13 protein-coding genes are annotated in these 11,947 nt (G+C 73.7%); all 13 read left to right on the plus strand.

Annotation, left to right across the window (positions count from 1 at the left end):
- Nucleotides 1-130 precede the first annotated feature (130 nt).
- The 13 genes from IE219_RS01990 to IE219_RS02050 all read left to right on the plus strand — a co-directional run bounded on the left by IE219_RS01990 (nucleotide 131) and on the right by IE219_RS02050 (nucleotide 11,936).
- Nucleotides 131-535, plus strand: coding sequence for an NADH-quinone oxidoreductase subunit A (locus tag IE219_RS01990; RefSeq protein ID WP_189974709.1), 405 nt, complete (start codon nucleotides 131-133; stop codon nucleotides 533-535).
- A complete protein-coding gene (locus IE219_RS01995) occupies nucleotides 526-1,101 on the plus strand; it encodes an NADH-quinone oxidoreductase subunit B (protein WP_189974710.1) in 576 nt (191 codons plus the stop codon). Before IE219_RS01990 ends, IE219_RS01995 begins: the two co-directional genes overlap by 10 nt.
- On the plus strand, nucleotides 1,098-2,393 hold the full coding sequence (locus tag IE219_RS02000; RefSeq protein ID WP_189974711.1) for an NADH-quinone oxidoreductase subunit C: 1,296 nt from the start codon (nucleotides 1,098-1,100) through the stop codon (nucleotides 2,391-2,393). Before IE219_RS01995 ends, IE219_RS02000 begins: the two co-directional genes overlap by 4 nt.
- On the plus strand, nucleotides 2,390-3,358 hold the full coding sequence (locus IE219_RS02005) for a complex I subunit 1/NuoH family protein (RefSeq protein ID WP_189974712.1): 969 nt from the start codon (nucleotides 2,390-2,392) through the stop codon (nucleotides 3,356-3,358). The genes IE219_RS02000 and IE219_RS02005 overlap by 4 nt, the downstream gene beginning before the upstream one ends.
- Nucleotides 3,359-3,961: a NuoI/complex I 23 kDa subunit family protein gene (locus tag IE219_RS02010; protein ID WP_189974713.1), complete on the plus strand. Its 603-nt coding sequence runs from the start codon at nucleotides 3,359-3,361 to the stop codon at nucleotides 3,959-3,961. It begins immediately after the preceding gene.
- Nucleotides 3,958-4,509, plus strand: coding sequence for an NADH-quinone oxidoreductase subunit J family protein (locus tag IE219_RS02015; RefSeq protein ID WP_189974714.1), 552 nt, complete (start codon nucleotides 3,958-3,960; stop codon nucleotides 4,507-4,509). The genes IE219_RS02010 and IE219_RS02015 overlap by 4 nt, the downstream gene beginning before the upstream one ends.
- Nucleotides 4,509-4,871: an NADH-quinone oxidoreductase subunit NuoK gene (nuoK, locus tag IE219_RS02020; protein WP_189974715.1), complete on the plus strand. Its 363-nt coding sequence runs from the start codon at nucleotides 4,509-4,511 to the stop codon at nucleotides 4,869-4,871. Before IE219_RS02015 ends, nuoK begins: the two co-directional genes overlap by 1 nt.
- Entirely contained in the window at nucleotides 4,868-6,844 is a 1,977-nt protein-coding gene (locus tag IE219_RS02025; protein ID WP_189974716.1) for an NADH-quinone oxidoreductase subunit 5 family protein, read from the plus strand. Before nuoK ends, IE219_RS02025 begins: the two co-directional genes overlap by 4 nt.
- A gap of 27 nt (nucleotides 6,845-6,871) precedes the next feature.
- Complete coding sequence (locus IE219_RS02030; protein ID WP_189974973.1) at nucleotides 6,872-8,464, plus strand: complex I subunit 4 family protein; 1,593 nt, start codon at nucleotides 6,872-6,874, stop codon at nucleotides 8,462-8,464.
- Nucleotides 8,461-9,993, plus strand: coding sequence for an NADH-quinone oxidoreductase subunit N (locus IE219_RS02035; protein WP_189974717.1), 1,533 nt, complete (start codon nucleotides 8,461-8,463; stop codon nucleotides 9,991-9,993). The genes IE219_RS02030 and IE219_RS02035 overlap by 4 nt, the downstream gene beginning before the upstream one ends.
- A 43-nt stretch (nucleotides 9,994-10,036) precedes the next feature.
- Nucleotides 10,037-10,510, plus strand: a complete 474-nt coding sequence (mscL, locus tag IE219_RS02040) for a large conductance mechanosensitive channel protein MscL (protein WP_189974718.1) — start codon at nucleotides 10,037-10,039, stop codon at nucleotides 10,508-10,510.
- 167 nt (nucleotides 10,511-10,677) lie between these two features.
- A complete protein-coding gene (htpX, locus tag IE219_RS02045) occupies nucleotides 10,678-11,541 on the plus strand; it encodes a zinc metalloprotease HtpX (protein WP_189974719.1) in 864 nt (287 codons plus the stop codon).
- Nucleotides 11,538-11,936 carry a YccF domain-containing protein gene (locus tag IE219_RS02050; RefSeq protein ID WP_189974720.1) on the plus strand — a complete coding sequence of 133 codons (399 nt, stop codon included), beginning with the start codon at nucleotides 11,538-11,540 and terminating at the stop codon, nucleotides 11,934-11,936. Before htpX ends, IE219_RS02050 begins: the two co-directional genes overlap by 4 nt.
- Nucleotides 11,937-11,947: the final 11 nt, after the last annotated feature.

Raw genomic sequence — 11,947 nt, forward strand, 5'->3', positions numbered from 1 at the left:
CCCCAAGCCTGCCCTCTGCCGCCACCCCGGTGCCATGGGGGAGGTGGGGGTCGGGCAGGGGGGATAACCCCACCGCACACGCCCTAGACTCGCGTCCGTGAAAACGGCGGCGAGGAACTGAGGGGCGGACGTGCGGCAACCGACCGTAGTCGCGGCCGACCAGGCGGCGGACTACTTCGACACCTACTCCGTCGTCGGCCTGCTCGCCGTCGTCGGCGTGCTCTTCGTGGCGGTGGCCTTCGGCGCCGGCCGGCTCCTGCGGCCCGTCGTGCCGACCCCGGAGAAACTCCTCACCTACGAGTGCGGCGTCGACCCGGTGGGGGAGGGCTGGGCCCACACCCAGGTCCGCTACTACGTCTACGCCTTCCTCTACGTGATCTTCGCCGTCGACTCGATCTTCCTCTTCCCGTGGGCGACGGTCTTCGCCGCGCCCGGCTACGGCGCCACCACGCTCGCCGAGATGTTCGTCTTCCTCGGCTTCCTGGCCGTCGGGCTGCTCTACGCGTACAAGAAGGGCGTCCTGACATGGACGTGACCCCGCTCCCCGCCCCGGCGCTGGGACCGCTCGCCCGCCTGGCCCCCGAGCCCATGAAGGTGGTCCTCAACTGGGGCCGCCGCTACAGCCTCTGGGTCTTCAACTTCGGCCTCGCCTGCTGCGCCATCGAGTTCATCGCCGCGTCGATGGCCCGCCACGACTTCATCCGGCTCGGCGTCATCCCCTTCGCGCCCGGCCCCCGGCAGGCCGACCTGATGATCGTCTCCGGCACGGTGACCGACAAGATGGCCCCCGCCGTCAAGCGGCTGTACGAGCAGATGCCCGAACCGAAGTACGTGATCTCCTTCGGCGCCTGCTCCAACTGCGGCGGCCCGTACTGGGACTCGTACTCCGTCACCAAGGGCGTCGACCAGATCATCCCCGTCGACGTGTACGTCCCCGGCTGCCCGCCCCGGCCCGAGGCGCTCCTCCAGGGCATCCTGAAACTCCAGGAGAAGATCGCCCGCGAGAGCCTCGCCGAGCGGTACGGCACCGGCGGCGGCGCCACCGTCGCCCAGCTGACCAGCCCGCTGGTCACCCCGCCGCCGGGAGGCGACGCCCGGTGAACCGCTACGACTCCCTCCCCGAGGCCGTGACGGACCTGTTCGGCGACGAGGCGACGGCGGAGCGGGCGTACGACCTGCTGACCGTCGACGTCCCCGTCACCGAGTGGCTCGACGCGCTGCGGACCGCCCGGGACGAGCTGGGCTGCACCTACTTCGACTGGCTGAGCGCCGTCGACGAACCCGGCACCGGCTTCCGCGTCTGCGCCCACGTCGTCGCCCTCGGCGGCGCCCCCCGCCGGCTCCTGCTGCGCACCACCGTCGACCACGCCGCCCCCGTCCTGCCGACGGCCGTCGGCGTCTACGCGGGCGCGGCCTGGCACGAGCGCGAGACCCACGAGATGTTCGGCGTCCGCTTCGAGGACCACCCGAACCTCACCCCGCTCCTCCTCCCCGAGAACTTCGAGGGCCACCCCCTCCGCAAGGACTTCGTCCTCGCCGCCCGCGTCGCCAAGGCGTGGCCCGGCGCGAAGGAGCCGGGCGAGTCCCACGACGGCGGCCCCAAGCGCCGCCAGATGCTGCCCCCCGGCGTCCCCGACCCCAACGAATGGGGACCCCTCAAGGGCCAGCTCCCCCCGGCCCCCGAACGCCCCGCCCGAGGCGCCGCCGCCGACCGCCCCCGCCGCACCCGCTCCGCGTCCGAGGGCTCCGCGAGCCAGACACCCCCGGCGGCCCCCGGCCCGGACACCCCCCGCCGTACGCGCTCCGCGTCCGACGGCTCGGCCAGCCAGCAGGCCCCGGAAGCCCCCGGCCCGGTCACTCCCCGCCGTACGCGCTCCGCGTCCGAGGGCTCGGCCAGCCAGACGCCCCCGGAGCCGGGCGCCGCGGCCCCGCCCCGCCGCATGCGCTCGGCCTCCCAGGGCTCCGCGAGCCAAGCGGCCCCCGAGGCCCCCGAGTCCGGCGCGGCCCCGCCCCGCCGCACCCGCTCCGCGTCCGACGGCTCGGCGAGCCGGCCGGCGACGGGAGGCGACGGGCCGTCCGCGCGCCCGGAGCCCGCGCCCCGCCCCCGCGGCGCGGACGCCCCCTGGCACCACGCCCGCCCGGCCTTCGACGAGGACCCGGAACCCGCCGGACCCGAAGCCCCCGCCGAGACCGCCGACAAGCCCCGTACCGACCCGGGTACCGACACCGGCCCGGGTACCGACACCGGCCCCGGCCCGGACACCGGCCCCACCGATCCCGGCCCCACGGCCCCCGGCCCCGGCCCCACCGATCCCGGCCCCACGGCCCCCGGCACCGGTCCCACCGATCCCGGACCCACCGATCCCGACCCCGCCGGAGGCGATCCCGCGTGAACGACGCACTCGACGTCGCCCTCCGGCTGCTCCTCGTCTTCCTCGCCTTCCTCGTGCTGCCGCTCGTCGTCGGCCAGACCGAGCACAAGGTCATGGCCCACATGCAGGGCCGCCTCGGTCCCATGTACGCGGGCGGCTTCCACGGCTGGGCCCAGCTCGTCGCGGACGGCGTGAAGTTCGCGCAGAAGGAGGACATCGTCCCGAAGGACGCCGACCGGCGGGTGTTCCAGCTCGCACCGGCCGTCGCGCTCCTCCCGTACCTCCTCGTCCTCGTCGCCGTCCCGGTCGGGCCGGGCGACGGGGCCGTCGGCGCGGTCGTGGACGCGGGCGTCTTCTTCGTGCTCGCCGTCATGGGCGTCGGCGTCCTCGGCAGCCTGATGGCCGGCTGGGCGTCCGCCAACAAGTTCTCGCTCCTCGGCGGACTGCGCACCACCGCCCAGCTCCTCGCCTACGAACTGCCGATGCTGCTCGCCGCCGCCTCCGTCGCGATGGCCGCCGGCACCGTCTCCCTCACCGGCATCCTCGACGGCTTCGCCTGGTGGTGGGTGCCGTGGCAGATCACCGGCGCCCTCGTCTTCTTCGTCGCGGGCCTCGCCGAGCTCCAGCGGCCCCCGTTCGACATGCCGGTGGCCGACTCGGAGATCATCTTCGGCGCGTACACCGAGTACACCGGCCTCCGCTTCGCCCTCTTCCTGCTCGCCGAGTACGCGGGGATCGTCGTCCTCTGCGCCCTCACCTCGGTCCTCTTCCTCGGCGGCTGGCACGGCCCCTGGGGCGACGCCGGCCTCGGCTGGTTCTGGACCCTCCTGAAGACCGCCGTCCTGGCCTTCGTCGTGATCTGGCTGCGGGTCTCCTACCCGCGCCTGCGCGAGGACCAGCTCCAGAAGCTGGCCTGGACGGTCCTCGTGCCGCTCGCCCTGGCGCAGATCGCGCTCACCGGCATCGTGAAGGTGGCGATCAACTAAATGGCTCCGATCCCCGGCTCCGGCCTCGCCAAGGGCCTCGCCGTCACCCTCCGCACGATGACGCGGAAGACCGTCACCGCGCAGTACCCGGAGGTCCAGCCCGAACTGCCGCCCCGCACGCGCGGGGTGATCGGCCTGTTCGAGGAGAACTGCACGGTCTGCATGCTGTGCGCCCGCGAGTGCCCCGACTGGTGCATCTACATCGACTCCCACAAGGAGACGGTGCCGGCCGCCGCGCCCGGCGGCCGCGAGCGCAGCCGCAACGTCCTCGACCGCTTCGCCATCGACTTCTCGCTCTGCATGTACTGCGGCATCTGCATCGAGGTGTGCCCCTTCGACGCCCTCTTCTGGTCGCCGGAGTTCGAGTACGCCGAGACCGACATCCACGAGCTGACCCACGAGCGGGACAAGCTCCGCCAGTGGATGTGGACCGTGCCGGAACCGCCCGCGCTCGACCCGCGCGCGGAGGAGCCGAAGGAGGTCGCGGCGGCCCGCAAGGCCGCCGAGAAGGCCGCCGCCCAAGCCGCCGCGCAGGCCGCGTCCCCGGCCGCCGCCCAGGGCACCGACGCCCAGGACACCGACGCCCGGGAGGACCGGCCGTGACCCTCGCCGCCGCCTCCCCCGGCTTCCTCTCGCCCACCGGAGTCGAGGTCGCCTTCCTCCTCGTCGGCCTCGTCACCCTCGGCGCCGCCGTCCTCTCCGTCACCACCCGGCAGCTCGTGCACGCCGCCCTGTGGCTGGTCGTCGCCCTCGGCGGCCTCGCCGTCGAGTACCTGCTCCTCACCGCCGAGTTCATCGCCTGGGTGCAGGTCCTCATCTACGTCGGCTCGGTCGTCGTCCTGCTCCTCTTCGGCCTCATGCTCACCAAGGCCCCCATCGGCCGCTCCCCGGACGCCGACTCCGGCAACCGGCCGGTCGCCCTGGCCGTCGCCGTCACCGCCGCCGCGGCCCTCGTCTGGGTCGTCACCGACGCCTTCCGCACCACCTGGATCGACCTCGAAGGACCCGCCCGGGGCTCCACCGGCGTCACCGGCGAGATCCTCTTCCAGCACTGGGTGCTGCCCTTCGAGGCCCTGTCGGTGCTGCTGCTCGCCGCCCTGGTCGGCGCCATCGTCCTGTCCCGCAAGAAGCCGGAAGGGGAGCGGGACTGATGCACCTCGCCTACCCCGCCGTCCTCGCCGCGCTCCTCTTCTGCGTCGGCCTGTACGGCGTCCTCGCCCGCCGCAACGCGATCCTGGTCCTGATGTCGGTGGAGCTGATGCTCAACGCCGTCAACCTCAACCTGGTCGCCTTCGACGTGTGGCTGCGCGACGCCCTCCACTCCGGCCAGGCCCTCACCCTCTTCACCATCGCCGTCGCCGCCGCCGAGATCGGCATCGGCCTCGCCATCGTCCTGATGGTCCACCGCAACCGGGGCACGTCCGACGTGGACCGCCTCCGCGACACGGCCGAACCCCGGCGCGGCGACGGGGACACCGACAGCACCGACGAGAAGGCCGAGGCCGCCGCGTGACCACCACGACCCTCGCCGCCCTCGTCCCCCTCCTGCCCTTCCTCGGCGCCGCCGCCGGACTCGCCCTGGGCCGCACCGCCCCCGGCTTCGTCCGCCCGCTCGCCGTGCTGCCGACGCTCGCCGCCGCCGTCCTCGCCGTCCTCGTCGCCGCCCGCCAGGGCGGGGGAGCGGTCATCGAGGCGAGCACCCAGCTCACCCCCACCGGCTCCGTCCCCATCACCCTGGGCCTGCACGTCGACGGCTTCGCCGCGCTCGTCGCCGTCCTCGTCGGCGCCGTCGCGACCTGCGTGCAGGTCTACTCGACCGGCTACCTCCGCGACGACCCCCGCTACCCCTCGTACGCGGCGCTCGTCTCCCTCTTCACCGCCGCCATGCTCCTCGTCGTCTACACCGGCGACCTGATGGTCCTGCTGGTCGGCTGGGAGGTCATGGGCATCTGCTCGTACTTCCTCGTCGGCCACTACTGGGAGACGCCGGAGGCCCGCGCCGCCTCCCTCAAGGCGTTCCTCGTCACCAAGGCCGGTGACGTGCCCTTCCTCTTCGGCCTCTTCGCGCTCGCCGCCGACGCCGGGACCTTCCGCATCGACGGCGTCCTCGCCGCCGTCGCCGACGGCCGCCTCGACCACCCCACCCCGGTGGCGCTGCTGCTCCTCGCGGGCGTGGCCGGCAAGTCCGCCCAGTTCCCGCTGCACACCTGGCTCCCCGACGCCATGGCCGGCCCCACCCCGGTCTCCGCGCTCATCCACGCCGCCACCATGGTCGCCGCCGGCATCTACTTCGTGGCCCGGCTGCTGCCCGTCTTCGCCGCCTCCGCCGCCGCCATGACCGTCCTCGCCGTGATGGCCGCGGTCACCATGGCCGGCTCGGCGCTCGCCGCGCTCGCCCAGGACGACATCAAACGGGTCCTCGCCTACTCGACGATCGGCCAACTCGGCTACATGGCCGGGGCGCTCGCCGTCGGCGACCGGAGCGCCGCCGTCTTCCACCTGCTCTCCCACGCCGCCTTCAAGGCGCTGCTGTTCCTCGCCGCCGGAGCCGTCATCCACGCCGCCGGCACCAACTCGCTGACCGCCATGGCCCGCATGGGCGGCCTGGCCCGGCGGATCCCCGACGCGTACTGGACGATGACCGTCGCCCTCCTCGCGCTCGCCGCGATCCCGCCCTTCGCCGGCTTCTTCTCCAAGGAGGCCGTCCTGGTCGCCGCCGAGCGCACCGCGCTGGACGGCGCCGACGCCCCCGCCGCCGCCGGCTGGACCGTCCTCGTCGCCGGTCTGCTGACCGCCCTCCTCACCGCCGCGTACGCGCTCCGCCTCTGGCTGCGCGCCTTCCGCGGCCACGGCCCCGCCGCCCCCGACCACGGCCGCCAGCCGATCGCCATGACCGCCGTCCTGTGGGTCCTCGCGATCCCCTCCCTCGGCTTCGGCCTCACCACCGCCTACGTCGACGACTGGTTCGACCGGGACGGCCTCGGCCCCACCCTCGTCACCGCCGTCCTCGGCACCGGCCTCGCCGTCGCCGGCGGCGCCGTCACCTACGCCGTCTGGCGGACCCTCGCCGCCCGGGCCGTACCCCCCGCCCCCGCCCCGCACGTCGCCCACCCGGACGCCGACGCCGGACACGTCGAGGCCGAGGCGCTGCGCCTGCCGCACCCCGCCGAGGACCCGGCCGACCCCGGCCGCGCCCTCCTCGGCCCGCTGCACCGCCCGGCCGCCGCCGGCTTCCACCTCGACGCCCTCTACGACCGGGTCCTCGTCCGGCCCGTGCTCGGCGCCGCCTCCCTGGTCCGCTTCCTGGACCGCGAGGTCGTCGACACCTACGTCCGGGGCGCGGGCGCCACCGCCAAGGGCCTCGGACGGCTGGTCCGCCGCGCCCAGACCGGCAACGTCCAGACCTACCTCGGCGCCCTGCTGGCCGGATCCGTCGTCCTGGCGATCGCCGCCGTCGCCCTCGCCAACGCCTTCGCCGGAGCGTGACCCGTGCTCGACCTCAGCCCCACCGTGATGCAGTACCTCCTGGTGGCCGTCGTCGCCGGACCGCTGCTCGGCGCCGCCGCCGCGCTCCTGCCCGCCCCGCCCGGCCTCAAGGGGAAGTCGCCCGACCAGGCCGTCCTCCGCCACGGCGTCACCGTCACCGGCGTGATCCTGCTCGCCGCGATCGTCCTCGCCGCCGGCTTCGACCACGACCGGCCGTCCCGCATGCAGGCCACCACCGACATCAGCTGGATCCGGGCCCTCGACGTCCGCATCCACCTCGGCGTCGACGGCATCTCGCTGCCCCTGCTGCTGCTGACCGCGCTGCTCGCCTTCCTCTGCGCCCTCTACAGCTACTTCAAGATGCCCCAGGGCCCGTCCCCGAAGGCGTTCGTCGCCCTGCTCCTCCTCCTGGAGGCCGGCACCCTCGCCACCTTCGCCGTCCTCGACCTGGTCCTCTTCTTCCTGGCCTTCGAGACGGTCCTCGTCCCCATGTACTTCCTCATCGCCCGCTGGGGCGGCGAGGGCCGCCGGGCCGCCGCCGGGAAGTTCATCCTCTACACCCTCCTCGGCTCCGTGATCATGCTGCTCGGCCTGCTCCTCGTCGGGATCAAGGCCGGCACCTTCGACATGGTCGCGCTGGCCGCCGGCGGCGGCCGCGGCCTCACCGCCTCCGTCCAGGTCACCGCCGTCCTCGCGATCGGCCTCGGGCTCGCCGTGAAGACCCCCATGTGGCCGCTGCACTCCTGGCTGCCGGACGCCCACACCGCCGCCCCCACCGCGGGCTCGGTCCTCCTCGCCGGCGTCCTCCTCAAGATGGGCACGTACGGCTTCGTCCGCATCGCCCTGCCCATCGCCCCCGACGGCATGCGCACCCTCGCCCCCTACCTGGCCGCCTTCGCCGCCGCCGGCATCCTCTACGGCTCCCTCGCCTGCCTCGCCCTCGCCCTGCCGTCCTCACCGGGCCGCTCCGCGGCGGCGAGCCCTCCCGGCGGAACCGGGAGCGACCTCAAACGGCTCATCGCCTACTCCTCCGTCGGCCACATGGGCTTCGTCCTCCTCGGCATCGCCACCCTCACCCCCACCGGCGTCAACGCCGCCCTCTTCGCCAACATCGCCCACGGCCTCATCACCGGCCTCCTCTTCTTCCTCGTCGGCGCCCTCAAGGACCGCTACGGCACCGCCGACCTCGACACCCTCGCCGGAGCCACCGGCGCCGCCCTCTACGGCCGCGCCCCCCGCCTCGGCGCCCTCCTCGCCTTCGCCGCCGTCGCCTCCCTCGGCCTGCCCGGCCTGGCCGGCTTCTGGGGCGAGATGCTCGCCCTCTTCGCCGCCTTCGACCCCGCCGAGGGCCTCCACCGGGGCGCCTACCTCACCTTCATGGCGATCGGCGGCCTCGGCACCCTCCTCACCGCCGCCTACCTCCTGATCGTGGTCCGCCGCGTCTGCATGGGCGGCCCCCGCCCCGCCGGAGAACCGGAACTCGCCGACGTCCAGCCCTACGAGCTGGCCGCCTGGACCCCGCTCGCCGCCCTCACCGTCCTCGCCGGACTCTGGCCCGCCGCCCTCCTCGGCCTGACCGACCCGGCCGTCCAGCAGCTCCTCGCCGGAGGCACCCAGTGACGTCCGCCAGCGCCTCCCTCGTCCAGTCCGTCGACTGGCTCACGATCGCGCCCCCGACCCTCACCGCCCTGGCCGCGCTCGGCGTCCTCGTCGCCGACCTCTTCGTCCCCGCCGCCCGCAAACAGCTCCTCGGCCGGGTCTCCGTCGGCGCCCTCGCCGCCGCCCTCGCCCTGCTCCTGCCGCTGCGCGCCGGCGACCGCGCCACCTTCTGCCTCACCGCCCCCGCCCAGGCCGCGAGCCATGCCCGGACCGCCGGGTGCAGCTACACCGCCGACGACTTCACCCTCGTCATCCAGCTCCTGGTCCTCGGCGGCGCCCTCCTCACCGCCCTCCTCTCGCTCCCCGCCACCCGCGAGAAGCTCCCCGCCGGCGAGTACTGGTTCCTGCTCCTCTCCTCCGCCGCCGGCGCCGCCCTGCTGCCCGCCGCCCGCGACCTCGCCACCCTCGTCGTCGCCCTCGAAGTGGCCTCGCTGCCCGCCTTCGCCCTCGTCGGCCTCAAGCGCGGCGACCGCCGCTCCTCCGAGGCCGCCCTCAAGTTCTTCCTCTCCTCGGTGACCGCCACCGCCGTCACCCTCCTCGGCGCGAGCTTCGTCTACGCCGCCACCGGCACCCTCCACCTCACCGAGATCGCCGCCCGCCTCGACGACGTCCCCGGACAGCTCCAGACCCTCGCCGAGACCGGCGTCGCCCTCACCCTCGTCGGCTTCGCCTTCAAGGTCGCCGCCGTCCCCTTCCACTTCTGGGTCCCCGACACCTACACCGGCGCCCCGCTGCCCGTCGCCGCCTACCTGTCGGTCGTCGGCAAGGCCGTCGGCTTCACCGGCCTCATCCTCGTCACCGTCGTCGCCTTCCCCTCCTACGCCGACGTGTGGGGCCCGGCCCTCGCCGTCCTCGCCGCCCTCACCATGACCGCGGGCAACGCCGCCGCACTCCGCCAGGACCCCGCCCGCGAGGGCAGCGCCGTCCGCCTCCTCGCCTGGTCCTCCGTCGCCCAGGCCGGCTACCTCCTGGTGCCGATCGCCGCCGCCGCGTACTCCGGCGACGACCAGATCGGCGCCACCGTCGCGTACGCCCTCATGTACGCCGTCGTGAACCTCGGCGCCTTCGCCGTCGTCGTCCTCGTCGCCCGCACCCACCCCGGCAAGCGCCTCACCGACCACGTCGGGCTGTACGCGACCAGCCCCGCCGCCGCCCTCGCGCTCGCCTTCTTCCTCCTGAATCTGGCCGGTCTGCCCCCGGGTATCATCGGCCTCTTCGCCAAGGTGACCGTCTTCTCGTCGGCCGTCGACGCGGGCCTCGGCTGGCTGGCCGTGGTCATGGGCGTCAACGTCGTCATCGGCCTCGCGTACTACCTGCGCTGGACGGCGCTCCTCTTCCGCACCCCGGAGAGCGCGCCGGCCACCGTGCCGGACGGACCCCGGGCCCCCGCGCCCGTCACCCTGGCGATCGTGCTGACCGCCGCCGGCGGCGCCGTCCTGTCGGGCTACCCGCAGTTCGCGCTCCGCTTCGTGACGGCCGGCCTCTTCTGACCCCACACCCCCCACCGGAAAACCCCCTGAGGAGCGCACCCCCGTGCTGAACGGATTCAAGGACTTCATACTTCGCGGGAACGTCGTCGCGATGGCCATCGGTCTGGCCGTCGGCTCGGCGTTCACCGCCGTCGTCACGGGCTTCAGCAAGGCGTTCATCACCCCGCTCATCGGCCTCGCCACCGGCTCGGTCGGCGACTTCAGCGCCGCCGAGTTCACCCTCGGCAAGACCGTCTTCCCCTACGGCCTGGCGATCTCCGCCACCATCGCCTTCCTCATCACCGCCGTCGTCCTCTACTTCCTCTTCGTCCTCCCCATGGCGAAGGTCCAGGCGAAGTTCGCCCGGGAAGAGGCCGCCGACCCCAAGTCCGAGAAGCGCGACTGCCCCCACTGCTACGCCGAGATCCCGGCCATCGCCACCCGCTGCGCCCACTGCACCAGCGAGGTCGAGCCGGTCGCCGAGGCCCTCGCCAAGGCCGGCCTCGCCCCCGCCGCCAAGGTCCCCGCCGCCCGCTGATCACCCGGACGGCTCAGCCCCTCCCCGGTGCGGCCGGGGGAACCGCAGCCTCCCGCCTGGCGTTGACCAGTACGGAAGGGTCCACTGGACAGCAGACCCCCGGACGAAGCCGGGGGGAGGACCACCGAGCAAAGGGTTCCCCTGCCGCACCACCTGGAGGGCGTACCGTGCACCGCCGGCACAACGGGCTGAGGACCGCCGTACTCCTCGGAGGGCTCTCGGCCCTCATCATCGTCATCGGCAGCTTCTTCGGCCGTACGGGCCTGATCGTCGGCCTCGTCGTCGCGATCGGCACCAACGCCTACGCGTACTGGAACAGCGACAAACTCGCGCTGCGGGCCATGCGGGCCCGCCCCGTCAGCGAATTCGAGGCCCCCGCCCTCTACCGGATGGTGCGGGAGCTCTCCACCCAGGCCCGGCAGCCGATGCCCCGCCTCTACATCTCGCCCACCCAGGCGCCCAACGCCTTCGCCACCGGACGCAACCCGCGCAACGCGGCCGTCTGCTGCACCGAGGGCATCCTCGCGCTCCTCGACGAACGCGAGCTGCGCGGCGTCATCGGCCACGAGCTCAGCCACGTCTACAACCGGGACATCCTCATCTCCTCCGTCGCCGGAGCCCTCGCCTCCGTCGTCATGTTCCTGGTCAACTTCGCCTGGCTCATCCCCATCGGCCGGTCCAACGACGACGACGGCCCCGGCCTCCTCGGCTACCTCATGATCGTCATCCTCGGCCCCATCGCCGCCTCGATCATCCAGCTCGCCATCTCCCGCTCCCGCGAGTACGAGGCCGACGCCTCCGGCGCCCAGCTCACCGGCGACCCGCTCGCCCTCGCCGGAGCCCTGCGCAAACTCGACGCCGGCACCAAACAGCTCCCGCTGCCCCCCGAGCCCCGCATCGAGACCGCCAGCCACATGATGATCGCGAACCCCTTCCGCCCCGGGCAGGGGCTGTCCAAGATGTTCTCGACCCACCCGCCCATGGCCGAGCGCATCGCCCGGCTCGAAGAGATGGCAGGCCGCCACCCGTGAAGACCGTCCTCAACGTCATATGGCTCGTGCTCTCCGGCTTCTGGCTGTTCCTCGGCTACCTCTTCGCCGGACTGCTGCTCTGCATCACGATCATCGGCATCCCCTTCGGACTCGCCGCCTTCCGCATCGGCCTCTACGCCCTCTGGCCCTTCGGCCGCACCGTCGTCGACAAGCCCGGCGCCGGCGCCGCCTCCTGCGTCGGCAACGTCCTCTGGCTGGTCCTCGCCGGCTGGTGGCTCGCCCTGGGCCACATCGTCACCGGCATCGCCCTCTGCGTCACGATCATCGGCATCCCCCTCGGCATCGCGAACTTCAAGCTCATCCCCGTCTCGCTGCTGCCGCTCGGCAAGGACATCGTCCCCACCGACCAGGCGTACGGCCGCCCCGGCTTCTGAGGACCGCGCCG

Source organism: Streptomyces termitum (assembly GCF_014650175.1).
Lineage (GTDB): Bacteria > Actinomycetota > Actinomycetes > Streptomycetales > Streptomycetaceae > Streptomyces > Streptomyces termitum.